We start from the raw sequence: 26,259 nt of genomic DNA, 5'->3' as shown, positions 1-26,259 counted from the left end.
CCGCCCGTCCCGTCTCACCCCCCTTCTGCACCCCTCGGTGATCCCGGGGCACGCCCCTCGCACGGGCGGAGCGTGGTCCGACGGCGCTCCCACCCTCGCGTAGGGTGCTGACCTCACCCCACCGTCCGCGCAGGACTCGTACCCCGCTCCTGCGCGACCGACTCTCTCCGCACGACGTCCCTCGACGAGGAGGACTGCCCATGGCGCTCGGACGCCTCCTGCACCGGACCGGACGGTTCGCCGCGCGTCGCCGCGGCGTCGTCCTCGGGGTCTGGGCGGTCCTCCTCGTCCTCGGCGCCGTGCTCGGCGGCGCCGTCTTCGACAAGACCACCGACGTCGAGCCCGCGCCGCCCGGCAGCGCCTCCGCCCTCGCGGCCGAGCGCCTCGACGAGCTCTCGCCCGAGGGCGAGACCGTCGTCGCCGTCCTGTCGGGGCGCGACTACTTCTCCACGGACCTGATCGCCCAGGCGAGCGAGGTCATGCACGGCATCCGCGCGATGCCGGGCGTCGTCGAGCTGTTCGACGCCTACACCGGCGGCGGCCTCATCGCCGACGACGGCCAGGGCTCGCTCGTGATCGTCGAGCTGGACCCCGCGCTGTCCGACGACGACGCGCTGGCCCTCGCGCACCAGGTCGCCGACGCGCTCCACACGATCGACACCCCCGAGGTGCTCGTCGGGGGCGCCCTCCTCGCCGAGGAGGCGTTCGTCGACCAGGCGATCACCGACGCCGCCGTGGGCGAGGGCGTCGCGATCGCCGTCCTCCTCGTCGTGCTCGTCGTCGTGCTCGGCGGCCTGCGCTCGGGCCTGGTCCCGCTGCTGTCCGCGCTCGCCGCCATCGCGGTCGCGCTCCTCGTGCTGAGCGGCCTGCTGGGGGTCGTCCCCGTCAACGAGTTCGCCGTGAACGTCGTGACGCTGCTCGGCCTCGGGCTCACGGTCGACTACTCGTTGCTCGTCCTGGCGCGCTTCCGCGAGGAGCGCGCCGAGAACCCGGGCCTCCCGCTCGACGAGCTCGTCGGGCGCACGCTCGCGACCGCCGGGCGCGCCGTCCTCGCGTCCGGGCTCGCCGTCGCGATCGCCCTCACCGGCCTGCTCCTGCTCGGCGACTCGCTGCTCTCCGGCATGGCCGTCGGCGGCGCCGTCGTCGTGCTCGTCGCGACCGCCGCCGGGCTCACGCTCGTGCCCGCGCTCGTCGCGACGTGGCACCGCGCCATCCCCGCCCCGGGCGCCCGCACCTGGTCCCACCCGTGGACCGGTCGCGGCGGGGCCGGGACGCTCGGGCGCCTCGCGCGCACCGCCCAGCGGCACGCCGTGCTCGTCACGCTCGGCGCGACCGCCCTCCTCGTCGCGCTCGCCGCGCCGCTCGGCTCGATGACGCTCGGCAGCTCCGAGGTCCACTCCCTGCCCGCCGACGCCGAGGCGCGCCTCGCCGCCGACGCGTCGACGTCGCGCTTCGCCGACCTCGGGGTCACCCCGATCACCGTGCTCGTCGAGGCGCCCCGCGGCGACGAGGCCGCGTCCGCCTACCTCGACCGCGTCGCGGCACTGCCGGGCGTCGAGGACGCGATGCAGGACACCGACTACCCGCCCGAGGTCCTCGTCGTCGACGTCACGCCCGACGTCGGCGAGGGCGGCGACGCGACCGCCGCCGAGGCCCAGGACCTGCTGCGCGCGATCCGCGCGATCGACACCGGCGACCTCGACGTGCACGTCGCCGGCCCGGCCGCCGAGGTCGTCGACACCCAGGAGCACCTCGCGCAGCGCCTCCCGCTCGCGGCGGGCGTCGTCGTCCTCGCGACGTTCGTGCTCCTGTTCCTGCTCACCGGCTCGCTCGTCGTGCCGCTCAAGGCGCTCGTGCTCAACCTGCTCACGCTCGCCGCGACGCTCGGCGTGCTCGTCTCCGTTTTCCAGCACGGTGTCGGCGCCTCGCTGCTCGGGTTCGAGCCCTGGGGTGCGCTCGACGTCACGACGCCCCTGCTCATCGGCATGCTCGTGTTCGGCCTGTCCACCGACTACGAGGTGTTCCTCCTCGCGCGCACGGCCGAGGAGTGGCGCGCCCGCACGCCCGGCGAGGACCCGCGCGCCGCGAACGACCGGGCCGTGCTCCGCGGCATCACCGCGACCGGCCCGGTCGTCACGACGGCGGCCGTCGCCATCGGCATCGTGTTCCTCGGCTTCGCGGCGGGCGAGCTCGTCGCGATGAAGGAGGTCGGCGTCGGCATGGCCGTCGCCGTGCTGCTCGACGTGACCGTCGTGCGCGGCCTCCTCCTCCCCGCGACGATGACCCTCCTCGGGCGGTGGAACTGGTGGCCGGGGAGTGGCGGGCGGTCCGACGCCGCGGGGCTGGCTTCCGCCGAGACCTCCGCGGGGGCGGGGCGGGTCTACCATCCGCCCGCTCGTTCCTCGCGGGCTCCCGCCAGACCCGCCACGACCCGCCCCACCCCCGCTCCGGCCTCGGCTCCCGACTCGGCGTCACCGACTCCCGGTGAGGGAAACAGCTCGGGGCTTCCGAGGTAGAGCCCGTGTCCGCCGAGAGAGAGCCGTGGTGCGTCAGGCGTCGCGCATGACCTCGGTGACGAAGCGGGCGGAGCGCTCGCGGAGGCCGTCGACGCGGAGCTCGACGAACAGCTCGCGCATCGACTCGTCGTCGCCGATCTCGGTGCGGGTCGGGGTGCGCCGCACGTTCTGCGAGCAGAGGAACTGCGTGCAGATGAGGGTGCCGACGGTGTTGCCCCGGCGCCCGGCGGCGCCGGCGCGTCGCGCGACGTAGAGGCTGACGTCGTCCGTCACGACGACGTCCTCGCACCACGCGCAGACGGCGCGCTTGCGCATGCCGCCCGTCTTGGCGTCGGTGGAGCGCAGCAGGACGCCGCGCGGCTCGTCGTCGACCACGACGACGGCGTACGCGAGCAGCGGCGCCTTGCGGTCGCGCCACCCGAGGTAGTCGAGGCGGTCCCAGTCGAGCGTGTCGAGGTCGGGGAGGGTCGCCTGCGCGGCCTCCCGCTTGGAGGCGTTGACGAACGACGCGCGGATCTGCTTCTCGGTCAGGGGGATCATGGGTTCACGGCTTCCGTGTCGGTACGGTCCCACCCTGCCCGACGGCGTGCGGCGGCGCAGGCGGTCGGCTCACGGCGACGCGGGGTCGCGGTGGCCGCACGACGACGTCGCTCGTCCGAGGCGGGGAAGGCGGGGAGGACGGCATGCCCGCTACCGCCGTCGCCAAGACCTGCTGTGTGCGGGGGATGTGTCGTCAGGAACGCGTCGTGACGACGAACACCCAGCACTCGACGGGGCGGGCGCCCTGTCGGCGTCCGGAGGCTGGTCTCAGCGGGTGACGGTGCGGGAGGGGAGGGGGCCCGAGCAGGCCGCCATGGCCACCCCGCAACCTGCGGTGCCGTGCATCCGCGTCTCCTCGTCCCGTGCGGTGCGCCGTCCGGCGCGACCTGATCCGTGGTCGTGCCCGTCCGGCACGACGAACGGCTGCCCTCGGCAACCGTCACCCTCGATGGTGCGCCCCGCGCACCGCCCCCGTCAACGTGATTCCGCTCGCGCGGCGCCGTCCGGCCGCCGAGCCCGGGGTTCTTCCCCAGGATTCGCCCCGCGTGGGGAGCGACCCCGGGCTCGGCACGGACGCCACGAAGCCGGTGACCTCCGGCGACCCGGAAGGGACGAAAGACGGCTGGTCCGGACGCTCGCGGGCGCGAGACTCGGAGGCTCCGCCACCCGTCGTCGAGGAGGATCCTCCGTGCCCGTCGCGCCGTCACCGTCCGAGACCGCCGCTCCCGTGGGGGAGCGCCTGGTGTCCGTGGAGGTGGTGGTGCCGTCCGGGGTGTTCTGGTCGGGCCCGGCGCGCAGCGTCACGGTGCCGTCGGTGTCCGGCACGCTCGGGATCCTCGCACGGCACCAGCCGGTCGCGGCGACCCTGAGGGCGGGTCGCGTGCGGCTGCGCACGCCCGACCGTCCGACGGCGGAGCTGCGCATCGGCGGCGGCTTCGTCGTGGTCGACGACGACGAGGTGACGATCCTCGCCGACGACGCGACCTGGGTGCTGGCGCGGTAGCCCTACGCGGGGTCGGCCACCGGGCCGAGCTGCACGACGACGATCCGGTGCCCGTCGGGGTCGTGGACGTGCGCGAACCGGCCCCCGGACTCGGCGTCGGCGTCCGGCCCGACGAACGGCGCGACCCCCACGGCGGCGAGCCGCGCGAGGGTCGCGTCGAGGTCGTCGACGTAGAGCACGAGGTTCGGCAGCCCGTGGCGCACGAGGGGCGCGCCGCCCGCGGGGAGCGGGACGAGCCAGAGCCCGGGCTCGTCGACGCGACCCGGCCCGACGTGCAGCAGCGGGAAGCCGTCCGTCTCGCCGCGGAACAGCGTCCCGAACCCGAACCCGTCCGCCCAGAACGCGGCGCTCGCGTCGAGGTCGTGGCACAGCAGGACGGTGCGGCCGATCGTCGTCGTCATGGGCCCGAGCCTAGGACGTCCCACGTGCCGCCCGACCGCCCGGGCGCGCGTGCGCCGTCGGGCATACCGTGGTGCGCATGACCAGCGACGGCGGCATCCGCAGGACGATCGGCGACCTCGTGGCGCAGGAGCGCGAGCTCCGCGAGCAGTTCGCGCACGGCGAGATCACCGGCGGGCAGGAGCACGAGCGGCTGCGCGCGATCGAGGTGGAGCTCGACCAGTGCTGGGACCTGCTGCGGCAGCGCGACGCGGCCCGCGAGTTCGGGAGCGACCCGGATGCCGCGACCGTGCGCGACCCCGGTACCGTGGAGGGGTACCTGGACTGACCCGCACCGAAGGAGCCCTTGTGAGCACGCAGGACACGCAGCAGATCCCCACCGGCACCGAGGGGCGCGACGTCGCGGACCGCGCGGGCGCCGTCGCCCGGTTCGTCGTCGCCTTCGCGCTGTTCCTGGGCGGGCTCGTGCTCATGGGCTCGGGCATGTCGGGTGTGGACGGCGGCGTGTGGCTGTTCGTCGGCGGCCTCGCCGCCTGCACGCTCGCGTTCGCCCTCCCGATGTCGGGCGCCGCGGAGCGCTGAGCGGACGGCTCCCGCGTGGCGCCGGGTGGCGCCGCGCGGTGGCCTGCGGCGTCCCGACCGCCGCGGTGCGCTCCGGGTCCTCATCGACGCCATGCGTCCAGCAGGTCGTCGGCGCTGAAGGCGAGGTCAGCACCGGTGGGGACCTCGCCCGACGGGCTGACGGCGGCGACGAGCGCGTCAGCCGCCCGCGGGACCCGGCCGCGCACGGCGTGCAGTGCGCTGATCTCCCGGGCCGACACGCCGCGCTCCCGCCGCCACTTGATGGAACCGACCAGCGAAGAGCGGTCGCGAGTCATGGCGACCACGTCGACCTCGACACCGCCGTCCCGGGTCCACCACGGGTGCACCGTCTCGACGTCGGCGAGCCGCTCGTCGTCCCGCGAGAGACGGGTCAGCGCTTCTCGGACCACCGGTTCGATGCTTCGTCCTCGCCAGCTCGCCCAGTCGCGATCGAAGGCGGTGATGGCGAGATCCTCTCGACCGCGCGAGATCTGCTCCACCCTCCGCTCGACGTAGCGGAACCAGAAGCGAAGGTACGGATCCGTGATCCGGTAGCGACGCAGCCGGCCCCCCGGCGCGGCCCAGGCCGGTACCTCGCGTTCGACGAGCGACTTCGTCTCCGTCAGGGTCTTGAGTGCCCGGGTCGTCGCGGTCTCCAGCGCCTTGCGTTCCGAGGAGTCCTGGATCGCGGAGAGCACGTCGCTGAACCCGGGGTTCGCCGTGTCGTCCGAGCCGATCGCCGCGAGCACCCGGTACGCGGCGGGTGCGTCGGGGAACTCGGCGTCGAGCGTGAGCCGCGCCGTCGTGACGAGCGGGCTGTAGGAGTCGGCGAGAGAGGCCCTGACGTACTCCTCGGGGCTCCGCCCTGACCTCGCGAGGTCGGTGAGCAGTCGCGGGTACCCGCCCGTGACGAGGTAGGCGTCGAAGGCGTCGAACGCGCTGCGGCCCGGGAGCGCAGACGCCACCTCGGCCGGGTCGAGCGGTGCGACGGCGCACGGGCGCAGGCGTCCGAAGAGGGGGCGACCGTGCGCCGACAGCTGTTCCATCATCGCGACGTCGGAGCCGATGAGGACCAGCAGGATCGGTAGCTTCTCCAGCGTCCGGTCCCACTGGGCCTGCAGCTCGCCCTCGAGGGCCGGGTCGGCGGCGACCATCCACGGGAACTCGTCGAGAACGGCGATCACAGGTCCGGACCGTGCTGCGACGGACAGGCGGCCGAGCCATTCCCGCCACGAGGCGGCCGGAGCCTGGGTCAGGAGGTCGGCGTCCGGCAGCGGACGGCGAGATTCGACGATCGCTCGGGTGGCGTCGTCGAGCTGGCGCCGCACCGATGACCCGTAGACGCCGGGGACGTAGACAGACGGCACCTCCGCCGACTCGACGAACTGTTCGACCAGGGTGGACTTGCCGACGTGTCGTCGCCCGCGCAGCGCGACGATCTGTCCGGTCCCGTGGCTGACCACGGCATCGAGATGCGACTGGAGAGCGTTCGTGCTCGTCGTACGGCGCACCAGACCTTCATCGAAGGTAGCAGACATGCGATGAAGCATACATCGCATGTCTGCTATCTCCTGGGTCAGGCGAAGGTCGCGCGAACCGCCCTCGCCGCCGCGACGAGGTGCTCGAGCGACGGCACGGTCTCCTCGTAGCGGCGGGTCTTGAGGCCGCAGTCGGGGTTGACCCACACGACCTTCGGGTCGATCGACTTCACAGCGAGCTCCAGCAGCTCCGTGACCTCCTCGGCGGAGGGCACGCGCGGGCTGTGGATGTCGTAGACGCCCGGCCCGATGCCGCGCGCGTACCCGGCGTCGCGCAGCTCCGGCACGATCTCCATGCGCGAGCGCGCCGCCTCGACCGACGTCACGTCGGCGTCGAGGCCGTCGATCGCGCCGATGACCTCGCCGAACTCCGAGTAGCACAGGTGCGTGTGGATCTGCGTCGCCGCCGCCACGCCTGACGTCGCGAGCCGGAACGAGCCGACCGACCAGTCGAGGTACGCAGGCTGGTCGGCCTTGCGCAGCGGGAGCAGCTCGCGCAGCGCGGGCTCGTCGACCTGCACGATCCCGATGCCCGCGGCCTCCAGGTCCGCGATCTCGTCGCGCAGCGCGAGGCCCACCTGGTTCGCGGTGTCGCCCAGTGGCTGGTCGTCGCGCACGAACGACCACGCGAGGATCGTCACCGGCCCGGTGAGCATGCCCTTGACCGGCTTCTCGGTGAGCGACGCCGTGTACGACGACCACTCGACCGTGATCGGCGCCGGGCGCGTCACGTCGCCCCACAGGATCGGCGGGCGCACGCAGCGCGACCCGTACGACTGCACCCAGCCGTTCGCCGTGACCGCGAACCCGTCGAGGTGCTCCGCGAAGTACTGCACCATGTCGTTGCGCTCGGGCTCGCCGTGCACGAGCACGTCGAGGCCCAGCTCCTCCTGGAGCGCGACCACGCGCGCGATCTCCTCGCGCATCGCGGTCGTGTAGTCCGCGTCCGCGAGCTCGCCCTTCGTCCACAGCGCGCGGGCGCGGCGGATCTCCGGGGTCTGCGGGAACGAGCCGATCGTCGTCGTCGGCAGCGGCGGCAGGTTCAGGCGCTCCTGCTGCGCGGCCGCACGCTCGGCGTAGTCGCCGCGCGCAAAGTCCGCCTCGGTGAGCGCGGCGGCGCGCTCGCGCACCGCGGGCACGACGACGCCGCTCGCCGCGGCGCGTGACGCCACCGCTGCGCGGGACGCCTCGATCTCGGCCGCGACGCCGTCGCGACCCTCCGTGAGCGCGCGGGCGAGCGTCGCGACCTCGCCCACCTTCTGGTCCGCGAACGCGAGCCAGTCGCGCAGGCGCGGGTCGAGCGTCGTGCCCGACGCCGCCCCCGCCTCGGCGAACGTCTCGTCCTCCACGTCGTGCGGCACGTGCAGCAGCGACGTCGACGTCCCGACGGCGACCGCGCCCGCCCCGAGGTTGCGTGCGGCATCGAGCACGTCGAGCTTCGCGGAGAGGTCGGCACGCCAGATGTTGTGCCCGTCGATCGCGCCGACGACGATCGTCTTCGACACGAGGTCGTCGTAGGGCGAGTCCGGGAGGTCTGCCCGGACGGCGTCGATCGCGATCGCTTCGACGTCCGTTCCCGCGAGCGTCGCCAGGAAGTCGTGGGTCCCGCCGTCGGCGTCGACCGACGTCTCCAACCCGCCGAACGGCGTCGCGACGAGGATCGCGGGCCGCGCGTCCTGCGCCGAACCCGGGATCTCTCCCGACCCGGCGGCCTCCGTGGGGAGCGACCCCGGGTTCGGCACTGGGCGGAGGTCGGTCGCGAGGGTGCGGTAGGCCGACTCCACCGCTGCCGCGAGCTCCGTGAACGGCACGTCGACCGAGTCGGTGACGAGGATCGGCTCGTCGAGCTGGACCCACGGCGCACCGGCGGCGGCGAGCGCGCGCAGCAGGTCGGCGTAGGCGGCGACGACGTCGTCCAGGCGGTCGAGGGGCGAGTAGCCCGAGGGGGCGTCTTCGGCGGCCTTCGAGAGCGCGAGGAACGTCACCGGCCCGACGACGACGGGCCGCGTCACGACGCCGGCCTCCTTGGCCTCGACGAACTCGCGCACGATGCGGTCGTCGACGAACCGGATCGGGGTGTCCGGGCCGATCTCGGGCACGAGGTAGTGGTAGTTGGTGTCGAACCACTTGGTCATCTCGAGCGGGGCGTCGTCGCCCTGGCCGCGCGCGACGGTGAAGTAGCCCGCGAGGTCGAGGCGGCCGGCGTCGTCGGTGAGCGACGCGAACCGCGACGGGACCGCGCCGAGCGAGGCGGCGACGTCGAGCACCTGGTCGTAGAAGGAGAACGACCCGGGGACCGCCGCGTCGTCGGCACCGAGGCCGAGGTCCACGAGCCGGCGCGCGGTCGCGAGGCGCAGCTCGCGGGCCGTGGCCTCGAGCTCGTCGGCGCTCGTGCGCCCGGCCCAGAACGCCTCGACGGCCTTCTTGAGCTCGCGGCGACGCCCGATGCGGGGGTAGCCGAGCACGGTGCCGGCGGGGAAGCCGGCCTGGATCTGGGTAGGGGAGGGTACGGAAGTGGTCATGATCGAAACCTCTTGCTGGTCCGGAGGACCGGTCAGACGGGCGTGCCGTGCGTGGCGGCGCTCGTCGTGGGCAGGGAGGTGCCGGTGACCCACGGCCCGCTGGCCAGGTCCGGGACGAGCGGGGCGGCGGCAGCGCTGGCGCTGCCTCCCGTCCCGGCCGACCCGCCGCCGAGGCGGACACCCTCGAGCAGGTCAAGAGCGGCGCGGTGCTTGTTGAACGTGTACACGTGCAGACCGGGCGCACCCGCGTCGAGGACGCGCTGCGCGAGGTCGACCGAGTACGCGATCCCGTAGGCGTGCTGCGCCTCCGGGTCGGGCAGGGCGTCGAGCGCGTCCAGCAGGTGCTGGGGCGCGCGCACGCCCGTGAGCTCCTCGACGCGGCGGAGCCGCGCGGGCTCCGTCGTGGGCAGCAGCCCGGCGAGGATGGGGATCGTCACGCCGGCCGCGCGGGCCTCGGCGACGAAGTCGGTGTACGACGACGCGTCGTAGAAGAGCTGCGTGATCGCGAAGCTCGCGCCGGCCTGCTGCTTCTGCCACAGGCGGCGCACCTCCTGCGTGCGCGTCGTGCCGGCGGCGGGGTTGCCGTCGCAGAACGTCGCGACGGCGATCGTCAGCGGCCGGGCCGCGCCGCGCAGCGCCGCGGCCGGGTCGGCCGCGCAGCGCGATGCCTCGACCTCGCGCAGGAGCGCGACGAGCTCGGTCGACGACCGCACGCCGTCGGGCGCCGGCTGCCAGTCCGGCTGGTCGCGCGGCGGGTCGCCCCGCAGCGCGAGGAAGCTGCGCACGCCCTCGTCGAGGAAGTCGGAGATGACCTCCTCGACGTCCTCGCGCGACGCCCCGACGCACGTGAGGTGCGCGATCGGCAGCACGGGCGTGCCCTGGAGCAGCCGCCCGACGACCTGGCGAGCCGTCGCACGGTCGGTGCCCGCCGCCCCGTACGTCACGGACACGAAGTCGGGGTGCGTCGCGACGAGACGGCGTGCCGTCTCCCAGAACTTGGGCGCCGCGTCCGGGCGCCGCGGGGGCATGAGCTCGAACGAGACCGTCGGCCGTGCCGCCCCGCCGTGGGCCTGCCCGACGGCGTCCGCGACGCTCACGACGTCGCCTCGCCCGGGGTGCGTGCGTGCGCGACCGCCGTCGGGCACGTGCTGCCCGGACGGTGCGCGAAGGATGCCTCTGAGACCATTAGTCGCTCCATCGACCCTGGCGTTAGCACCTTTGTCCTCGGGAGGCTTCCGTCGGCGGGTTGCTGCGGTGTCGTCGAGCCAGGACTCTCGACCGCTCTGGATGGTTGGCACGATCCTACGACCCATCCGACATGCGGTCGAGAGTGACCGCTTGCTGAGACGGGCGACATCGGTCCCCGTGTCGGACGGACCGCGCCACCAGGCTCGCTCAGGTGCGATCTCGCTGCCACAGCATCTCGACGCCCAGGACGATCGCGCACACGACACCCAGCGTCCCGGGGACCGCCACGAACGCGACGTGGATCGGGCTGTCCTCGTCCGGAAGGAAGAGATCGATCCAGCCCAGCGAGAGGGCCAGGGCCGTCGAGACCCCGCCCAGGCGCGACGACCACGAGAACAGGTGGCTGTGCCAGGGAGCGTCATCCTGCGTGTCTCGGGTCCGCACGTCGATGCTGAAGAAGATCAGCAGAGCGGCGAGGAAGGAGATGAGCGAGACCATCTCGGCGGAAGGCATCGGCTGCATGCGATCGGACCATACCTCCGTGGTGCGTACTTGGCCCGCCGGCAGTGGTTACGGTGAGCCGACAGCCTCAGACAGCGACGAACCGAGGAGCCCGCGTGTACGCCACCCCGACCCGCCCGATGACCCAGGACGAGCTCGACCGGATCTGCCGGGTGTGGGCCGACTGCGGCAGCGACGACCCCACCGACCGGTGGCTCGAGCTGTGGGACGGCGGCGACGCCGACGACCACCCGGAGCAGCGCGACGCGATCGTCGCGATCGCACGGGAGGTCGGCCTGGAGGCCGCGGTCGAGGACGGCGTCCTGCGCGTGCAGAAGACCCAGCAGCTCCACGACGAGATCGGCGCGCGCTGGATCTGACCAGGTCAGGGCTCCTGCGCTACAGATTTCACGCTTTCCACGCTACAGATCTCAGGCTTCACACCGTCGTCAACGACGCCGGAGCTCCGGCACGTGCAGGCGCCGCAGGAACCTGTCGGTGCGCAGGGGCGGGCCGTGCCGGTCGAGGAGCGACACGACGACGACGGTCGCGGTCGCGAGCGGGATGGTCCACGCCGCGGGCTGGGCGAGCAGGGCACGCACGACGCCGGGGACGCCGTCGGCTGCATCCCCGGTCGGGCCGGCACCGTAGCCCGCGGCGACGAGCGCGGACGAGGCGAGCAGCGCCGTCGCGCACAGGACGGACCCCACGACCATCCCCGCCACCGCGCCGCGTGCGGTGAGGCGGCGCCACCACACGCCGAGCAGGATCACCGGCGACAGCGCGGAGGCGGCGAACACGAACACCGTCCCGACGCTCGTCACGAGCCCCTGCGGGATGGTGACGAGCGCGAACGCGAGCGGGATGAGCGTGCACGCGACCGCCGACCAGCGGAACGAGCGCACGGTCCCGCCGAACAGGTCCTGGCTCACGACGCCCGCGAGCGCCACGACCAGCCCCGACGACGTGCCGAGGAACGCGGCGAACGCCCCGGCGACGACGAGCGCGGCGAGCAGCTCGCCGCCGAGCCCGGGGACGAGGCGGGTCGGCAGGGTGAGCACGACGGTGTCCGCGACGCCGGGCGTCGCGAGGTCGGGCGCGACGACCCGGGCGACGAGCCCGAGCGTGCTGGACACCATGTAGAACACGCTGATCATCACGAGCACGACGACGGTCGTGCGGCGGGCCGAGCCGCCGTCGGGCGAGGTGTAGAAGCGCACGAGGACGTGCGGCAGGCCGGTCGTGCCGAGCAGCAGCGCGAGCAGGAGCGACACGGTCGCGTACGCGTCGAGGCCGCCGGGCCCGGCGTCGTGCGGGAACACGGCGGCGGGGTCGAAGGTCACGCTGGCACCCCCGGGCTCGAACGCGCCGCCGAGCGCCATGAGCACGAACACGAGGGGCAGCGCGAGCGCGGTGAGCTTGACCCAGAACTGGAACGCCTGGACGAACGTGATGGAGCGCATGCCGCCCGCCGCGACGACGGCGCTCACGACGACCGCGATCCCCACCGACCCGACCCACGGCGGGACGGGCGCGACGCTCGTGATGACGAGCGCCGCGCCGTGGAGCTGCGGCACCACGTAGAGCCACCCGATGACGAGCACGAGCACGCTCGTGACGCGGCGCGCGACGACGGAGTCGAGCCGGGCGTGGACGAAGTCGGGGATCGTGTACGCGCCGCTGCGGCGCAGCGGGCCCGCGACGAACAGCAGGACCAGCAGGTAGCCGGCCGCGTACCCGACGGGGAACCAGAACGCCTCGGCGCCCGAGAGCAGGACGAGCCCCGAGAGGCCCAGGAAGGTGCCCGCGGACAGGTACTCGCCGCTGATCGCCGACGCGTTCCACACCGGCCGCACCGTGCGCGACGCGACGAAGAAGTCGCTCGTGGTGCGCGAGATGCGCAGGCCGTAGAACCCGATGAGCCCCGTCGCGAGCAGGAGCAGCCCGATCGCGACGAGGGGCAGCGCGCTCACGGGGCGCCCGCCTCGTCGGGGGCGGGATCCACGGACCCGCCCGATCCCTCGGCGAGCGCGCGGTACCGGCGCTCGTTGCGCGCCGCCGCGACGGCGAACACGACCGCGAACGCGACGATCACGGGGTAGAACCCGTACGCGTGCACGAGCCAGGGGAGCGGGACGCCGAGGAGCACCACGGAGTCCAGCGCGGGCACCGCGCTCATCGTCACCGTGAGCAGCGCGACGACCGCGAGGAACGAGACCACGCACGCGAGCCCGAGCCGGAGCTGGGCCCGCACGAGGCCGCGCGTGTAGTGCGCCGCGGCGGCGTCCGGCTCCTCGGGCCGACGCGGGGTGGCCGTGGACGTGCCCGACGGCGGCCCGCCCGCCGGGACGCCGGCCGCGGGTCCGCCGGCGGGCAGGGGATCGGTCGACCGGACGCGCACGCGCTCGGGTCGACCCTCGCCGGGTGCTGCACCCCGGGCCGGGGGATGCACCTCGGGGTGCGTCTCTCGAGCGGGAGCGCGTCCGTCGTCGGTCGGGGCCGCGCCCGACGACGGGTCCGGGCCGCTCACGACGGGCCCCGGTGCGGGCCGAGCAGCGCCTCCCGCACGGCCGGGACCATGCGGCGGCTCACCGGCACCTCGTGCCCCGCCACGACGAGCGCGGGCTGCGCCCCGCCGAACCGTGCCGCGGTCACGGCGGCCCGGTCCACGAGGTAGGACCGGTGGACGCGCAGGAACCCGGCGGGCGCCCAGCGCTCCTCGAGGTCGGACAGCGGCTCGCGCACGAGGAACTGCTCGGTGTCCGTGACGAGCCGCGAGTAGTCGCCCTGCGCCTGGACCCACCGCACCGCGCTGCGGCGGACGAGGCGCGTCGTCGTCCCGACCGTCACGACGAGCGTCTCGTCCTCCGGCGCCTCGCGCGGCCGGGCGGCCGGCGCGGGAGGGGCCGCGCTCACGGACGGTGAGGCTCCGCCGTCGGGCACGCCGCCGGTCCCGACGCCGGCCCCGGCCCCGACGCCGCGCCCGGCGCGGTCCGCGACGCGCTCCACGACCCGGTCGACGGCGCGGGTCAGGCGCTCGCGGCGCACGGGCTTGAGCACGTAGTCGACTGCCTCGACGTCGAACGCCTCGAGCGCGCGGGCCTCGTCGGCGGTGACGAACACGACCGCGGGGCGGTCGGTGAACCGCGACAGCGCGCGGGCGAGGTCGAGGCCGGTGAGGCCAGGCATGTGGATGTCGAGGAACGCCGCGTCGACCGCGCGCGAGGAGAGCTCGCGCAGCGCCTCGGAGCCGGTCGCGACGCCGAGCACGGTCCGCACGCGCGGGTCGCGCCGCAGCAGGGCGACGAGCTCGTCGAGCACGGGCCGCTCGTCGTCGGCGACGAGCACGTCGAGCCCGACGGCGGCCGGGTCCTGGGGCGCCGGGCCGGGGGTCGGGTCGGTGCCGGTCACGGCACGCTCACCTCCGTCTCGTGCAGGGGCTGGGAGCGGGGCACGCGCAGGCGCACGAGCGTGCCGGAGCCGGGGGCGGTCTCGATGTCGAGCGCGTGGTCGTCGCCGTAGAGCTGGCGCACGCGCCGGTCGACGTTGCGCAGGCCCACGTGCTCGCTCCCGCGCGACGTGAGGAGCTCGCGCACGACGGCCGGGTCCATGCCGACGCCGTCGTCCTCGACCGTGATCTCGGTCTGGGTGCCCTCGTCGCGCGCGGTGATGACGATCGTCCCGCCGCGCTCCTGGGGCTCCAGGCCGTGCCGGACCGCGTTCTCGACGAGCGGCTGCACCGACAGGAAGGGGATGACGGTCGTCAGCGACTCGGGCGCGATCTGCAGGGTCACGGCGAGGCGCTCCCCGAACCGGGCCTGCTCCAGCTCGACGTAGGAGTGGATGGAGCGCAGCTCGTCCGCGAGCGTCGTGAAGTCGCCGCGGCCGCGGAACGAGTAGCGCGTGAAGTCGGCGAAGTCGAGCACGAGGTCGCGCGCCCGCTCCGGGTCCGTGCTGATGAACGACGCGATGGCGCCGAGCGCGTTGTAGACGAAGTGGGGGCTGATCTGGGCGCGCAGCGCACGCAGCTCGGCCTGCGCGAGCGCGGTGCGCGACGCCTCGAGCTCGCCGAGCTCGAGCTGCGCCGAGCACCACTGCGCGACCTCGCCCGTCGCGCGCACGAGCGGCGGGCGGACTGTGCCCGCGAACGCGACGACGACGCCCGCGACGCGACCGCCCGCGACGACCGGGGCCCCGACGGCGTCCGCGACGTCGCCGCCCGCCTCGTCGCCGTTCTTGTGGTCCCGGCTCTCGACGTGCCGTCGACCGGTGGCGAGCACGCGCTCGGCGACTCGGCGCGCGTCGGGCTCCAGCGTCGTGCTGCCGTCGAGCGCGACCGCGCCCTCGGCCGTGACCACGGCGAGCGCGTCCGCGCCGAGGAGCTGGCGCAGCGAGCGGGCCGCGCGCCCGACGTCGTCGCCGTCGAGCCCGCCCCGCAGGTGCGTCGCGGCGCGCGACGCGAGGTGCAGGGTGCGGAACGTCGCGCGGTCCGAGTCGCTCCCGAGCTCGCGCGACCCGCGCGCGAGCCGCCACGCGAGCACGAGCCCGAGGGTGAGCAGCACGCCCACGACGAGACCGGCGACGGCGCCGGCGAACACGGGCCCGGACATGCAGCGATCGTAACCAGCGTCACGTCCCGCCCTGAGGCGTCCTCGCCTCGGCCGTCGACCAGTCGTCCTGGATCAGCGGCGTCGGCCGCTCGGCGGCCAGGCCGTGCTCGACGACGGTCGCGCGCGTGCACGACGTCGGCCCGCGCCTGGTGCGCGTGACCGTCAGGATCTCGGCGCGGACCCGCGCGACGGTGGCGCTCTCCGTCGCGCCCCACGCGCAGAAGCCTGAGGACCGCACGCCCTCCAGGGGTACGTCCTCGCGACGCTCAGACGAGGATCGCGACCAGGACGACGAACAGCACCACGAGGACGAGGAGCGTGCCGAGCCCGACGAGCAGGGCGAGCGCGACCGGGTGGGCCTGCGTCCAGGGCACGAGCCGCCGGTCGAACGCGCGGAGCTGGGCCGGCGTGACCGGCTGGTGCCAGGGTGTGAGCGGGACGCCGCGGCGCGCGAGGTCGAGCGCGACGGTCGAGAGCTGGTCGCGGTCCCACATCTGCCCGACGAGCAGGAGCAGCCGCTTCGTCGGGGCGACGACGATGAGGTGGTGCGTCGCCCCGGCCATCCCGAACGCCATGCGGTCCACGGTGACGACGCGGTCGACGTCCGCGACCGTGAACCGCTTCGTCCGGCCCCAGCCGTGCACGGTGTACGTCCCGTCGCCGAGGACGATCCGCGCGCGGTCGACCATGCGACGCCCGATCGCGTACGTCAGCGGGATCATGGACAGCGCGAAGGCGAGGAACCCGAGGGCGAGCGCCAGGTTGCCGCTCGCGATCGCCGCCGGGAGCTGCGCGAGACCCACGAGCGGCGCGAGGATCGAGATCAGCGCCATGTTGGAGCGCAGCACCTGACGCTTCGCGGCGTCGCCCATGGCCAGCTCGACCAGGGGCGGGACCGTCCCGTGCCCGGCCGTCGCCTCAGCCACGGCGGAAGAGCTGTCGTCCCGTGGCCGGGTGCAGGGGCGACCCGGCGGGGATCTCGACGGCGTTCGCCCAGACCGGGACGTCGTCCGGGTGCAGCACCCCGGCGCGGACGGCACGGTCGCACAGGCCGCGGGCGACGGCGCCGAGGCTCTCGCGGCACGAGAAGGCGCCGTCGACCAGGGACAGGGCGACGGTCGTGGCGGGAGCGTGGCCCGTCCCCGGGTCGAGCGGGCCGACCGTCGCGACGGCCCGGCCGTGCGAGACGAGCGCCGTCGCGCGCGGAGTGATCCAGCGCAGCACGTCGAGGTCGTCGAGGAAGAAGGCGCGACCGGCGCCCCCGATCTCCCACAGGGCGGCGCCCGCCCGGTGGGCGGCGTCCGAGGCGCGGCGCTTCCAGCGCTGGGAGCCGAACGCCTCGGCGACCCAGCCGGCCGCGGTCGAGGGGTCGGTCGCGAGCACGACCGAGACGGTGGGGATCTGGCCCCGCGGCGGGTCGAGCGTGACGGGGACGGGAGTGCGGGCCACGCCCGTCACCGTAGCCGGTCCGGGTCGGGACTCTCGCCGAGGCCGGCGAGCGCCCGGAGCAGGACGGCGTGACCGGACCGTGCGGCCCCGAGCAGCCAGGCGGCGAAGACGGCGCCGAACGCGAGGGGGAGGAGCGCGACGCACCACGCGACACCGTTCTGGTAGACGGCGCCGAGCGTCGCCAGCCCGGCGGCCGCGGCGAGCCAGATCGCGACCAGGAGGAGGTCCAGCCCGCTGGGCGCGACCGCCCCGCGCACCCGGACGCCGTCGGGCTCCTGGGTGAGACGGGCTCGCAGCACGCTGTGGCCGCTCGCGTGCGCACCGCTGGCCCAGCGGCGCGCGACCAGCGCGTCGCCGCGCACGCGCACCCGGACCTCCTGCCCGCGGCGGGGCAGCTCCGCGACGCAGCGCCGGACGTCGGCGGTCGAGACGCGCGGCAGGAGCAGGTCGAGGGGGACGCGGAGCACGGCGCCGAGCGTAGGCCGTCAGCAGCAGCGCGAGCCAGGGTTGGCGTCCTGCTCGGCGTGGCGCATGCGCCAGAACTCGCGCTCGGTCATCACGACCCCGCCCGGGTGCACCGCGCGCTGGTGCGCGGCGTACGTCGCGTACGCGTCGTCGCCCATGACCTGCCGCACGTACCAGCGGACGGCGCGGAGCCCCGCCACGACGGTCGCGCGGACCGTCGTGGCGGGACCCTGCGTGCCCTGCCGCACCGTCACCGGTGCCCCGTCGCGGCAGGACGCTTCTCGGGCGGCAGCGCCGCCCACTCCTTCTGGATCGCCTTCTCGGCCTTCGTCGCGACGAGGTCGGCCGGGGCGAAGCGGCGCGACGCGACGGGCGGGTCCTCGTGGTTCGTGCCGCCGCCGACGCGCAGCGCCTTCGCGGTCACGAGGACCGACGCGACGATGACGACGATCGCGAGGACGACGAACACGATCGACAGCGTGCCCTGGACGAACGTGTTGCGGACGACCGCCTCCATGGCCTCGACCGAGCCGGCCGTGCCGAACGACGTCTCGCCCGCGGCGAGCGCGTCCTTGAACGCGTTGTGGTTGGCCCAGTACCCGACCGCGGGCACGGGGGAGAAGATCTTCTCGATCGACGCCCAGATGGTGATGACCGCGGTGAACGCGAGCGGCGCCGCGACGATCCACAGCCAGCGCTGGTAGCTGCGCCCCCGCTTGGCGACGATCGCCAGCACGACGGCGAGCGCGATGGCCGCGAGGAGCTGGTTCGCGATGCCGAACAGCGGGAAGAACGTGTTGATGCCGCCGAGCGGGTCGGTCACGCCGAGGTAGAGGATGCTGCCCCACCCGGCGACCATGATCGCGGTGCACAACCACACCCCCGGGCGCCACGTCACGTCCCGGAACCTCGGCACGACGTTGCCGATCGTGTCCTGGAGCATGAAGCGCGCGACGCGCGTGCCGGCGTCGACGGCGGTGAGGATGAACAGCGCCTCGAACATGATCGCGAAGTGGTACCAGAAGCCCATCATCGCGGTGCCGCCCACGAGCTGCTGCATGATGTGCGCGAGGCCCAGGGCGAGCGTGGGGGCGCCGCCCGTGCGGGACACGATCGACGGCTCACCGACGGCCTCGGCCGTGGACGTGAGCATGTCCGGCGTGAGGTTGACGCCCATGAGGCCGAGCCCGTTGACGAAGGCCACGGCCCCCTCCACGGTGCCCCCGGTCGCGGCCGCGGACGAGTTCATCGCGAAGTAGATGCCGCGGTCGATCGAGATCGCGGCGACGAGCGCCATGATCGCGACGAACGACTCCATGAGCATGCCGCCGTAGCCGATGAAGCGCGTCTGGCGCTCCTTCTCGACGAGCTTCGGCGTCGTGCCCGACGCGATGAGCGCGTGGAAGCCGGACAGCGCGCCGCACGCGATGGTGACGAAGAGGAACGGGAACAACGCCCCGGACACGACCGGGCCCGTCTCGCCGCTCGCGAACTCGCTGATCGCGGGCACCGTGATCTCCGGCCGCACGACGATCACCGCGACGGCGAGGACGACGATGACGCCGACCTTCATGAACGTCGACAGGTAGTCGCGCGGGGCGAGCAGGAGCCACACGGGAAGGACGGCGGCGACGAAGCCGTAGACGATCACGCCGACGGCGATGGTCGTGCGGTCGAGGGTGAAGAGGTCGGCGCCCCAGGCGGTGTCGGCGATCCAGCCGCCGCCGATGATCGCGGCGAGCAGCAGGACGAAGCCGATGACCGAGACCTCGGTGATCTTGCCCGGGCGCAGGTAGCGCAGGTACACGCCCATGAACAGCGCGATCGGGATCGTCATGGACACGGAGAACACGCCCCACGGGCTCTCGCCGAGCGCGTTGACGACGACGAGCGCGAGGATCGCGACGATGATGATCATGATGAGCAGCGACGCGACGATCGCGGCGGTGCCGCCCACGCGCCCGAGCTCCTGGCGCGCCATCTGGCCGATGGTCCGCCCGCCGCGGCGCATGGAGAAGAACAGGACGAGGTAGTCCTGCACCGCGCCGGCGAGCACGACGCCGACGATGATCCAGATCGTGCCCGGCAGGTAGCCCATCTGCGCGGCGAGCACCGGGCCGACGAGCGGGCCCGCACCGGCGATGGCGGCGAAGTGGTGGCCGAACAGCACGTGGCGGTCGGTCGGGACGTAGTCCTTGCCGTCCTCGCGCGACTCGGCGGGCGTCGCCCGGCGGTCGTCGGGGCGCGTGACGTAGCGCTCGATGACCTTGGAGTAGAAGCGGTACCCGATGAGGTACGTGCACACGGCGGCGAACACGAACCAGATCGCGTTCACCGTCTCGCCGCGGACGACCGCGAGCATGACCCAGGCGATGCCGCCGAGCAGCGAGATCGCGACCCAGAGGGCGACCTTCTGCGGGGTCCAGCGGGTCCGGGTGCGGTCCTCGGGCACCGCCGTGGGGGGCAGCGACGGGTCCGGCACGATCTCCGGCTCGTCGGGGGCGGCGTTCCGCGCCGCGCGGGTGTCTGTCGTCATCGAGCCTCTCCAGGGTCGCGTCGTTGCGTCCGACCTCGGAAGGCTAGGGAGCCCGCGCGGGGGTGATCCAGGTCACGTCGACCGGCGGTCGAGGTGTGCGACGAACGGTGGCCCGCGTGCGACGAACGGCGCCCGCCGCGCGCGAATCCACGGCGCGGGCTACGGTCCTGCCGTGGCCGACGAGGGCGAGCAGGTCGAGCAGGTCCAGCAGGTCCAGCAGGCAGCGGACGGCGAGCAGGCCGAGAACCGCGAGCACGCGGGCCCTTCGTGGCGCGAGACCGTGACCGTCGTGCTGCTCGCGGTGACGGCCGTCCTCACCGCCTGGAGCGGGTTCGAGGCCAGCAAGTGGGGCGGCGAGATGTCGATCGCGTTCTCGCGCGCGTCGACCCAGCGCATCGAGGCGTCGACGCAGCGCGCGCACGCCGACACCGCCCGGTCGATCGACCTCCAGGTGTTCGGCCTGTGGCTCGAGGCGTACGCGACCGGGGACACCGAGCTCGAGGAGTTCACGCGCGCGCGGTTCACGCCCCACTTCCAGCCGGCGTTCGACGAGTGGCTCGCGTCGCGTCCCCTGCAGAACCCCGACGCCGCGCCCAGCCCGTTCGCGCTCGACGTGTACGTCCCGCCGGGCGCGGTCGAGGCGGTCGAGGCCGACGAGCGTGCGGACGCCCTCTTCGCGCAGGCGCTCGTCAACAACCAGCGGGGCGACAACTACACGCTGACGACCGTGCTCTTCGCGCTCGTGCTGTTCTTCGGCGCCTTCGCGGGCCGGTTCCGCTCCGAGCGCGCCTCCTGGGCCATGGTCGGCCTCGCGTGCGTGGTGCTCGTCGTCGGCGTCGTCTTCCTCGCGACCTTCCCCAAGATCGTCTGACGCCGCGGCCCCCGGGCACCTGTGGGCCTCGTAGCCTGGGGCGATGCAGACCTTGACGACGCCCCGGCTCACCCTCCGCCCCTGGCAGCCCGACGACGCCGACGCCGTCCTCGACATCTACTCGCGCTGGGACGTCATGCGGTTCGTCGGCGTGACGCCGCGCGTCCTGGAGCACCGCGACGAGGCGCTGGAGCGGGTCGAGCGCTGGGCGGCCGCCGACGACGGCACGCACGGGGTCTGGGCGGTCGTCCCGCGCGAGGGCGAGGGCACGGGGCTGCCCGACGGCGCGCCCGTGGGGACCATCCTGCTCAAGCCCATCCCGGCGTCCGGCACCGGCGACCCGCTGCAGCCGTCGGGCGACACGGAGATCGGGTGGCACTTCCACCCCGACGTGTGGGGCCGCGGGTACGCGTCGGAGGCGGCGGCCGCCGTCCTGGCGCACGCGTTCGAGCGGGGTCTCGACCGGGTCGTCGCGGTGACGCATCCCGACAACGCGGCGTCCCAGGCGGTGTGCCGGCGGATCGGCATGACCCACCGCGGCACGACCGACGCCTACTACGGCACGACCTGCGAGCTGTTCGACGTGACGACCCCCTGACGGGGTCGCCCGCCGGTCACGGGACCTGCGTGAGGCGCCGGACCGCGCCGAGGACGTCGACGTCGTCGTGCGGCTCGGTGTCCAGCGCGCGGTGGATGGTCATGCCCTCGATGAACGCGTCGAGCACGCGGCACGTCGCGGGGTCGAAGTGGCGGCCGAGCGCGTCGCGGCTGCGGCGCATCCAGTCGTTCCTGAGCGTCCGGTAGGCCGGGTCGCGCGCCGCGAGCGTGTAGAGCTCGTGCGACAGGACGAGGTCGCGCTGCGTCGCGAAGACGTCGTGCGTGATGAGCGTCGTGACCGCCTGCACGGCCTCCTCGGTCGTGCGCGCGTCGCTCATGCGGCGCTCGAACTGGGCGGCGGCGTCGCGCGCGAACCGGCCGAACGCCTCGCGCAGCAGCTCGTCCATCCCGGCGAAGTGGTACGTCATCGACCCGAGCGGGACGTCGGCGGCGGCCGCGACGCGCCGGTGCGACGTGCCCGCGACGCCGTGCTCGGCGACGACGTCGAGGCACGCGTCGATGATGCGGTCGCGGCGCTCGGGGTCGTGGCGGCGGGCGCGGGGGGTCGGCCCGGTCGGGGCCGCGGGGGCGCTCATGGTCAGATGTTCTCGCGGATCACCCGGGCCGGGTTGCCCACCGCGACGACGTTCGCGGGCAGGTCGCGCGTCACGACGGAGCCCGCGCCCACCACGGTGTTGTCGCCGATCGTCACGCCGGGGCACACGATCACGCCGCCGCCGAGCCACACGTTGTCGCCGAGCGTGATGGGCTCGGCGGCCTCGAGCTTGTCGCGCCGGGGCTGCGGGTCGACGGGGTGGGTCGGCGTGAGGAGCTGGACGTTCGGCCCGAGGAGGCAGTCGTCGCCGACGGTGATCGTCGCGACGTCGAGCGCGGTGAGCCCGGAGTTGACGAACGTCCGGTCTCCGAGGTGCACGTTGCTGCCGAAGTCGACCGCGAGCGGCGGCTTGACCCACGAGCCCTCCCCGAGCGACCCGAGCAGGTCGGCGAGGATCTCGCGGGCACGGGTGTCGTCGCCGTCGCCGTCGAGGACGGCGCGGTGGAACGCGTCGACGAGGACCATGCCCCGGTGGACGCCGCGCGCGATCTCGGGGTCGTCGGCGACGTACAGGTCGCCCGCGGCCATGCGCTCGTAGCTCGTGCGGTCGTCGCCGGCGAAGTAGTCGGTGGTCATGCGGTGGTGGCCTCCTCGGGCGCGGTCGTGCGGCGGTCGTGGTCATCATGCCGGTCGTGGCCGGCCGGGCCCGGTCGGCCCGTGGAGCGCCGGCGCGGGGCGAGCACCCCGGCCAGGAGCACGACGACGAGGCCGGCGAGCGGCAGGACGAGCAGCCCGGCGCGCAGGCTCGTGGCGTCGGCGACGAGCCCGACGATCGGCGGGGACAGGAGGAATCCGAGGCGCATGAGCCACGACACGAGCGTGAGCCCCGTGCCCGCGCGCAGTCCCGGGAGCTCGTCGGCCTGCTGCATCGCGGCGGGGACCAGGGTCGCGACGCCGAACCCGGCGGCGGCGAACCCGGTGATCGTGCCCGGGACGGACGGGAACGCGAGCGCGAGCCCCGTGCCGAGCAGCACGAGCCCGCCCCCGGTCCGGGCGACGGCGCGCTGGCCGAAGCGGTCGACGAGGCGGTCGCCGACGAGCCGACCGACGAACTGCGCGCCGACGAGCGCGACGAACCCGGCGGCGGCGAGCGTCGCCGGGGCGCCGAGCGATCCGGAGAGGTAGACCGCCGCCCACGTGCTGCCCGCGTCCTCCACGAGCGTGCCCGCGACGGCGACGAGGACGAGCGCGGCGAGGGCCGCGGCGGTGCGCGTGCGGGACGTCCGCGCGGCGGCGCCCGCCGCGGCGGCCTCGGTGCTGGTCGGGGCGCCCGGGGTGGTGAGCGTCCCGGCCTCGCCCGCGACGCCGTCGGGCACCTCGCCGTCCAGCCCGGGCAGGCACGCGCGCAGGGCGACGAGCGCGACGACGGAGAACAGCGCGCCGGTGATCGCCAGGTGCACGGCGAGCGGGAGGTCGAGCGCGATCGCGGCGGCGGCCATGCCACCGCCGACCACGGCGCCGACCGACCAGAGCGCGTGGAAGCCGTTGATGATCGAGCGGCCGTAGCGGCGCTGCACGCGCAGGCCGTGGGCGTTCTGCGCGACGTCGGTGAACGCGTCCGTCGCGCCCGCCGCGAACAGCGCGACGACGAGAAGCGGCAGGGCGGGCGCCAGGCCTGCGAGCAGCAGCCCGGCCGCGGTGAGCACCGTGCCCGCGACGGCGACGCGCGCCGACCCGAAGCGCCGCACGAGCGCCGCGGCCGCGAGCCCGGCGGTGATCGCCCCCGCGGGGAACGCCGCGACGGCGAGCCCGTACGTGGCGTTTCCCAGGTCGAGCCCGGCCTTGATCTCGGGGTAGCGCGGCACGAGGTTCGCGAACAGCGCGCCGTTCGTGAGGAACAGCGCGGCGACGGCGACCCGCGCCCGCCGGACGTCCGGCGCCGGCCGCACGGGAGGAGGAGACGACATGCGGACGATCGTACGCACGATGCGTACGCTCGTACACATCTGCTCACGATGCCGAACCCGGGGTTGTTCGCCAGATCGGCGTCGAGGTGGGGGGTAACCCCGGGTTCGGCGGAGGGCGGTACCGCATGAACCCGGGTTCGGCGGGGCGGGGGCGGCCTCTGCACCTAGGCTGGCGGGCATGGACACCGAGGAACGCCTGGCCGTCTTCATCGACTACGAGAACCTCGCGCTCGGCGCGCGCGAGCACCTGGGCGGCATGACGTTCGACTTCGGCCCGATCGCCGACGCGCTCGCGGTGCGCGGGCGGGTGGTCGTGCGGCGCGCCTACGCCGACTGGTCGTACTTCGACGAGGACCGGCGCTCGCTCACGCGGCACCAGGTCGAGCTCATCGAGATGCCGCAGCGCATGGGCGCGTCGCGCAAGAACGCGGCCGACATCAAGATGGTCGTCGACGCGATCGAGATGGCGTTCGAGCGCGACTACATCTCGACGTTCGTCATGTGCACGGGGGACAGCGACTTCTCCCCGCTCGTCCACAAGCTGCGCGAGCTCAACAAGCGCGTGATCGGCGTGGGCGTCGAGAAGTCGACGTCGCGCCTCCTGCCGCCGGCGTGCGACGAGTTCCTCTTCTACGACCGGCTCGAGGGCGTCGACGTCCCGGACGAGCCGGAGCCCCGCTCGGTCCGCGGCTCGCGCACGTCCGGTGCGACGGCGTCGGGCGGGGCCAAGGCGAAGCGTTCCGGCGGGCGCACGTCCGGACGTCGCAAGGCGACCGAGATCGCCGAGCCGGAGGTCGAGACCCCGGCCGCGGCGGCGCTCGCGGAGCTCGGCGAGGCCGTCGGGCGCTCGTCCCGGCGGGGCGAGCCCGTCGTGACCGAGAACGCCGAGGTCGACGGCGAGACGACGCCCGTCGAGCAGCCGGCCGACGAGCCCGCGCTCGCCGCGACGACCCCCGAGGGCGACGACGACGCGCCGTCGGGCGAGGACGTCCCCATGGAGGTGCGCGTCGCGCAGACGCTCGCGGACCTCGAGGCGTCCACGAGCGGACCCGTCACCGCGTCGGTGCTCAAGCGCACGCTCCTGCGCAAGGACCCGACGTTCAGCGAGGCCGACTACGGGTTCCGCAACTTCGGCGAGTTCCTGCGGTTCCTCGCCGACCGGAGCTTCGTGGAGCTCGCGCCGGGACCCGCGACGGGCGACCCGGAGGTGTCGCTGCCCGCGCAGGGCGACACCGACCAGGCGTTCGCGCTCGTGCGCGACGTGGTCCGGGAGGAGGGCGGCTCGACCGTCCTGTCCGGCCTGAAGAACGCGATCCGCAAGAAGCGCCCCGACTTCAGCGAGAAGGCGCTCGGGTACCGCGGCTTCCTCCAGTTCTGCAAGGCGGCGCAGGCCGCCGGCGCCGTCGACCTGGCCTGGGACGACGACGCCGACGACTACCGCGTGTCGGTCGCCTGACGCTGAGCCCGACGACGGCCCGGGCGCCGGTCTCCCGGCGCCCGGGCCCCGAGGGCCGCCGCGGTGATCAGCGCCCGACGAAGGCGAGCAGCGCCTCGTTGACCTCGGCCGCGTGGGTGACGAGCAGGCCGTGGGGCGCGCCCTCGACCTCGACGTACTCGGCGTCCGGCACGAGCTCGCGGAAGCGGCGCCCGGTCGCGTCGATCGGGAGGATGTTGTCCTTCGTGCCATGCAGGATGAGCGTCGGCTTGCCGGCCGCGCGGACCGCCTCGACGTCGGCCCGGAAGTCCTCGATCCACGTGGGCACGACGGCGTACGCGGCGACGGGGGCGGACCCGATCGCGGTGATCCAGCTCGCGCGGACGGTGTCCTCGCTGATGCGCTTCCCGAGGTTCTCGTCGAGGTTGTAGAAGTCCTTGTAGAACTGCGTGTACCAGGCGTACCGGTCGGCGCGGGCCGCCTCGGCGATCCCGTCGAACACGGACTGCGGGACGCCCTCGGGGTTGTCGTCGCGCTGGACGAGGAACGGCTCGAGCGACGCGAGGAACGCGAGCTTGGCGACACGCTCGTGCCCGTGGTTGTGGACGTAGCGGGCGAGCTCGCCGGTGCCCATGGAGAACCCGACGAGGATCACGTCGCGCAGGTCGAGCGTCTCGAGGACGGTGCTGAGGTCGGCCGCGAAGGTGTCGTAGTCGTACCCGCTGCCGACCTTGCTCGACGCGCCGAACCCGCGGCGGTCGTAGGTGATGACGCGGTGGCCGGCGGCGATCAGCTCGCGCTTCTGGAGCTCCCAGCTGTGCCCGTCGAGGGGGTAGCCGTGGATGAGGACGACCGGCTGGCCGGTGCCCTGGTCCTCGTAGTAGAGCTCGATGTCGGTGGAGTTCTCCTGCCCGACGGTGATGTACCCCATGGCCGTGCTCCCTTCGCAGAGTCGAGAGAACGATCGTTCTCCCGGTGGTCGCT

Annotated in this window: 28 protein-coding genes and 1 riboswitch; of the genes, 8 read left to right on the top strand and 20 right to left on the bottom strand. The window is 74.1% G+C overall.

Annotation, left to right across the window (positions count from 1 at the left end):
- Positions 1-200 precede the first annotated feature (200 nt).
- Positions 201-2,516, top strand: a complete 2,316-nt coding sequence (locus ACZ402_RS13285) for an MMPL family transporter (RefSeq protein WP_375823341.1) — start codon at positions 201-203, stop codon at positions 2,514-2,516.
- Positions 2,517-2,549: 33 nt separating this feature from the next.
- Here ACZ402_RS13285 and ACZ402_RS13280 read toward each other — a convergent pair whose 3' ends face one another.
- Entirely contained in the window at positions 2,550-3,056 is a 507-nt protein-coding gene (locus ACZ402_RS13280) for an FBP domain-containing protein (protein WP_375823342.1), read from the bottom strand.
- A 688-nt stretch (positions 3,057-3,744) separates the two neighbouring features.
- Here ACZ402_RS13280 and atpC point away from each other — a divergent pair.
- Positions 3,745-4,059, top strand: coding sequence for an ATP synthase F1 subunit epsilon (gene atpC / locus ACZ402_RS13275; protein WP_375823343.1), 315 nt, complete (start codon positions 3,745-3,747; stop codon positions 4,057-4,059).
- Positions 4,060-4,061: 2 nt separating this feature from the next.
- On the opposite strand, the gene ACZ402_RS13270 is transcribed toward atpC, so the two are convergent.
- Complete coding sequence (locus ACZ402_RS13270; RefSeq protein WP_375823344.1) at positions 4,062-4,460, bottom strand: VOC family protein; 399 nt, start codon at positions 4,458-4,460, stop codon at positions 4,062-4,064.
- A gap of 77 nt (positions 4,461-4,537) precedes the next feature.
- Here ACZ402_RS13270 and ACZ402_RS13265 point away from each other — a divergent pair, with 77 nt between their 5' ends.
- Both ACZ402_RS13265 and ACZ402_RS13260 read left to right on the top strand, forming a co-directional pair.
- Positions 4,538-4,786, top strand: coding sequence for a DUF2630 family protein (locus ACZ402_RS13265; RefSeq protein WP_375823345.1), 249 nt, complete (start codon positions 4,538-4,540; stop codon positions 4,784-4,786).
- Positions 4,787-4,806: 20 nt separating this feature from the next.
- Entirely contained in the window at positions 4,807-5,040 is a 234-nt protein-coding gene (locus ACZ402_RS13260; RefSeq protein ID WP_375823346.1) for a hypothetical protein, read from the top strand.
- 80 nt (positions 5,041-5,120) lie between these two features.
- On the opposite strand, the gene ACZ402_RS13255 is transcribed toward ACZ402_RS13260, so the two are convergent.
- The 4 genes from ACZ402_RS13255 to ACZ402_RS13240 form a co-directional block, all read right to left on the bottom strand.
- Positions 5,121-6,578 (bottom strand): ATP-binding protein, encoded by a 1,458-nt coding sequence (locus ACZ402_RS13255; RefSeq protein ID WP_375823347.1) that lies wholly within the window; start codon positions 6,576-6,578, stop codon positions 5,121-5,123.
- Between the two features lie 38 nt (positions 6,579-6,616).
- Positions 6,617-9,100 (bottom strand): 5-methyltetrahydropteroyltriglutamate--homocysteine S-methyltransferase, encoded by a 2,484-nt coding sequence (gene metE / locus ACZ402_RS13250; RefSeq protein WP_375823348.1) that lies wholly within the window; start codon positions 9,098-9,100, stop codon positions 6,617-6,619.
- 32 nt (positions 9,101-9,132) lie between these two features.
- Complete coding sequence (locus ACZ402_RS13245) at positions 9,133-10,128, bottom strand: methylenetetrahydrofolate reductase (RefSeq protein WP_375823493.1); 996 nt, start codon at positions 10,126-10,128, stop codon at positions 9,133-9,135.
- A gap of 163 nt (positions 10,129-10,291) precedes the next feature.
- A riboswitch (SAM riboswitch) is annotated at positions 10,292-10,394 on the bottom strand.
- Positions 10,395-10,495: 101 nt separating this feature from the next.
- Complete coding sequence (locus ACZ402_RS13240) at positions 10,496-10,810, bottom strand: hypothetical protein (protein ID WP_375823349.1); 315 nt, start codon at positions 10,808-10,810, stop codon at positions 10,496-10,498.
- A gap of 95 nt (positions 10,811-10,905) precedes the next feature.
- On the opposite strand from ACZ402_RS13240, the gene ACZ402_RS13235 reads away from it, so the two are divergent.
- Positions 10,906-11,169, top strand: a complete 264-nt coding sequence (locus tag ACZ402_RS13235; RefSeq protein ID WP_087470335.1) for a hypothetical protein — start codon at positions 10,906-10,908, stop codon at positions 11,167-11,169.
- A 69-nt stretch (positions 11,170-11,238) separates the two neighbouring features.
- On the opposite strand, the gene ACZ402_RS13230 is transcribed toward ACZ402_RS13235, so the two are convergent.
- The 10 genes from ACZ402_RS13230 to ACZ402_RS13185 form a co-directional block, all read right to left on the bottom strand.
- The gene (locus ACZ402_RS13230) at positions 11,239-12,762 is read right to left on the bottom strand and encodes a sodium/solute symporter (RefSeq protein ID WP_375823350.1); all 1,524 of its coding nucleotides are present in this window, start codon (positions 12,760-12,762) and stop codon (positions 11,239-11,241) included.
- Positions 12,759-13,190, bottom strand: coding sequence for a heavy metal transporter (locus ACZ402_RS13225; RefSeq protein ID WP_375823351.1), 432 nt, complete (start codon positions 13,188-13,190; stop codon positions 12,759-12,761). The genes ACZ402_RS13230 and ACZ402_RS13225 overlap by 4 nt, the downstream gene beginning before the upstream one ends.
- A 125-nt stretch (positions 13,191-13,315) precedes the next feature.
- Entirely contained in the window at positions 13,316-14,200 is an 885-nt protein-coding gene (locus ACZ402_RS13220; protein ID WP_375823352.1) for a LytR/AlgR family response regulator transcription factor, read from the bottom strand.
- Positions 14,197-15,399 (bottom strand): sensor histidine kinase, encoded by a 1,203-nt coding sequence (locus tag ACZ402_RS13215; RefSeq protein ID WP_375823353.1) that lies wholly within the window; start codon positions 15,397-15,399, stop codon positions 14,197-14,199. Before ACZ402_RS13215 ends, ACZ402_RS13220 begins: the two co-directional genes overlap by 4 nt.
- A gap of 19 nt (positions 15,400-15,418) precedes the next feature.
- Complete coding sequence (locus ACZ402_RS13210; RefSeq protein ID WP_375823354.1) at positions 15,419-15,637, bottom strand: hypothetical protein; 219 nt, start codon at positions 15,635-15,637, stop codon at positions 15,419-15,421.
- A gap of 28 nt (positions 15,638-15,665) precedes the next feature.
- The gene (locus ACZ402_RS13205) at positions 15,666-16,325 is read right to left on the bottom strand and encodes a hypothetical protein (RefSeq protein ID WP_375823355.1); all 660 of its coding nucleotides are present in this window, start codon (positions 16,323-16,325) and stop codon (positions 15,666-15,668) included.
- A complete protein-coding gene (locus ACZ402_RS13200; RefSeq protein ID WP_375823356.1) occupies positions 16,318-16,848 on the bottom strand; it encodes a hypothetical protein in 531 nt (176 codons plus the stop codon). The genes ACZ402_RS13205 and ACZ402_RS13200 overlap by 8 nt, the downstream gene beginning before the upstream one ends.
- A gap of 5 nt (positions 16,849-16,853) precedes the next feature.
- Positions 16,854-17,315, bottom strand: a complete 462-nt coding sequence (locus ACZ402_RS13195; protein WP_375823357.1) for a hypothetical protein — start codon at positions 17,313-17,315, stop codon at positions 16,854-16,856.
- 18 nt (positions 17,316-17,333) lie between these two features.
- On the bottom strand, positions 17,334-17,567 hold the full coding sequence (locus ACZ402_RS13190) for a YbdD/YjiX family protein (RefSeq protein ID WP_375823358.1): 234 nt from the start codon (positions 17,565-17,567) through the stop codon (positions 17,334-17,336).
- Complete coding sequence (locus tag ACZ402_RS13185; protein WP_375823359.1) at positions 17,564-19,849, bottom strand: carbon starvation CstA family protein; 2,286 nt, start codon at positions 19,847-19,849, stop codon at positions 17,564-17,566. Before ACZ402_RS13185 ends, ACZ402_RS13190 begins: the two co-directional genes overlap by 4 nt.
- A gap of 172 nt (positions 19,850-20,021) precedes the next feature.
- Here ACZ402_RS13185 and ACZ402_RS13180 point away from each other — a divergent pair, with 172 nt between their 5' ends.
- Together ACZ402_RS13180 and ACZ402_RS13175 are read left to right on the top strand one after the other, a co-directional pair.
- Entirely contained in the window at positions 20,022-20,720 is a 699-nt protein-coding gene (locus ACZ402_RS13180; RefSeq protein WP_375823360.1) for a hypothetical protein, read from the top strand.
- A 43-nt stretch (positions 20,721-20,763) separates the two neighbouring features.
- Positions 20,764-21,318 carry a GNAT family N-acetyltransferase gene (locus tag ACZ402_RS13175; protein WP_375823361.1) on the top strand — a complete coding sequence of 185 codons (555 nt, stop codon included), beginning with the start codon at positions 20,764-20,766 and terminating at the stop codon, positions 21,316-21,318.
- A gap of 16 nt (positions 21,319-21,334) precedes the next feature.
- Here the strand turns inward: ACZ402_RS13175 and ACZ402_RS13170 are convergent, their stop codons facing one another.
- Genes ACZ402_RS13170 through ACZ402_RS13160 form a run of 3 tightly spaced genes read right to left on the bottom strand, consistent with a single transcriptional unit; the run spans position 21,335 to position 23,840 of the window.
- Positions 21,335-21,913 (bottom strand): TetR/AcrR family transcriptional regulator, encoded by a 579-nt coding sequence (locus ACZ402_RS13170; RefSeq protein ID WP_375823362.1) that lies wholly within the window; start codon positions 21,911-21,913, stop codon positions 21,335-21,337.
- Positions 21,914-21,915: 2 nt separating this feature from the next.
- Positions 21,916-22,509, bottom strand: a complete 594-nt coding sequence (locus ACZ402_RS13165) for a sugar O-acetyltransferase (protein WP_375823363.1) — start codon at positions 22,507-22,509, stop codon at positions 21,916-21,918.
- Positions 22,506-23,840, bottom strand: a complete 1,335-nt coding sequence (locus tag ACZ402_RS13160; protein ID WP_375823364.1) for an MFS transporter — start codon at positions 23,838-23,840, stop codon at positions 22,506-22,508. The genes ACZ402_RS13165 and ACZ402_RS13160 overlap by 4 nt, the downstream gene beginning before the upstream one ends.
- 178 nt (positions 23,841-24,018) lie before the next feature.
- Between ACZ402_RS13160 and ACZ402_RS13155 the strand changes: the two genes are divergently transcribed.
- Positions 24,019-25,296 (top strand): NYN domain-containing protein, encoded by a 1,278-nt coding sequence (locus ACZ402_RS13155; protein ID WP_375823365.1) that lies wholly within the window; start codon positions 24,019-24,021, stop codon positions 25,294-25,296.
- Positions 25,297-25,363: 67 nt separating this feature from the next.
- On the opposite strand, the gene ACZ402_RS13150 is transcribed toward ACZ402_RS13155, so the two are convergent.
- On the bottom strand, positions 25,364-26,206 hold the full coding sequence (locus tag ACZ402_RS13150) for an alpha/beta fold hydrolase (protein WP_375823366.1): 843 nt from the start codon (positions 26,204-26,206) through the stop codon (positions 25,364-25,366).
- Between the last annotated feature and the right edge of the window lie 53 nt (positions 26,207-26,259).

It is taken from the genome of Cellulosimicrobium sp. NPDC030954 (genome assembly GCF_055571305.1).
The sequence above is the reverse complement of the archived record's forward strand: the minus strand, read 5'-3'. Positions and strand labels throughout refer to the sequence as shown.

Bases quoted from the DNA above. Each gene is read 5' to 3' on its own strand.
- ACZ402_RS13285 (WP_375823341.1), top strand. From the start codon at position 201: ATGGCGCTCGGACGCCTCCTGCACCGGACCGGACGGTTCGCCGCGCGT.
- ACZ402_RS13170 (WP_375823362.1), bottom strand. From the start codon at position 21,913: ATGAGCGCCCCCGCGGCCCCGACCGGGCCGACCCCCCGCGCCCGCCGC.
- ACZ402_RS13255 (WP_375823347.1), bottom strand. From the start codon at position 6,578: ATGTCTGCTACCTTCGATGAAGGTCTGGTGCGCCGTACGACGAGCACG.
- ACZ402_RS13265 (WP_375823345.1), top strand. From the start codon at position 4,538: ATGACCAGCGACGGCGGCATCCGCAGGACGATCGGCGACCTCGTGGCG.
- ACZ402_RS13165 (WP_375823363.1), bottom strand. From the start codon at position 22,509: ATGACCACCGACTACTTCGCCGGCGACGACCGCACGAGCTACGAGCGC.
- metE (WP_375823348.1), bottom strand. From the start codon at position 9,100: ATGACCACTTCCGTACCCTCCCCTACCCAGATCCAGGCCGGCTTCCCC.
- ACZ402_RS13215 (WP_375823353.1), bottom strand. From the start codon at position 15,399: ATGTCCGGGCCCGTGTTCGCCGGCGCCGTCGCCGGTCTCGTCGTGGGC.
- ACZ402_RS13175 (WP_375823361.1), top strand. From the start codon at position 20,764: ATGCAGACCTTGACGACGCCCCGGCTCACCCTCCGCCCCTGGCAGCCC.
- ACZ402_RS13240 (WP_375823349.1), bottom strand. From the start codon at position 10,810: ATGCAGCCGATGCCTTCCGCCGAGATGGTCTCGCTCATCTCCTTCCTC.
- ACZ402_RS13185 (WP_375823359.1), bottom strand. From the start codon at position 19,849: ATGACGACAGACACCCGCGCGGCGCGGAACGCCGCCCCCGACGAGCCG.
- ACZ402_RS13270 (WP_375823344.1), bottom strand. From the start codon at position 4,460: ATGACGACGACGATCGGCCGCACCGTCCTGCTGTGCCACGACCTCGAC.
- ACZ402_RS13245 (WP_375823493.1), bottom strand. From the start codon at position 10,128: ATGCCCCCGCGGCGCCCGGACGCGGCGCCCAAGTTCTGGGAGACGGCA.
- ACZ402_RS13160 (WP_375823364.1), bottom strand. From the start codon at position 23,840: ATGTCGTCTCCTCCTCCCGTGCGGCCGGCGCCGGACGTCCGGCGGGCG.
- ACZ402_RS13280 (WP_375823342.1), bottom strand. From the start codon at position 3,056: ATGATCCCCCTGACCGAGAAGCAGATCCGCGCGTCGTTCGTCAACGCC.
- ACZ402_RS13155 (WP_375823365.1), top strand. From the start codon at position 24,019: ATGGACACCGAGGAACGCCTGGCCGTCTTCATCGACTACGAGAACCTC.
- ACZ402_RS13150 (WP_375823366.1), bottom strand. From the start codon at position 26,206: ATGGGGTACATCACCGTCGGGCAGGAGAACTCCACCGACATCGAGCTC.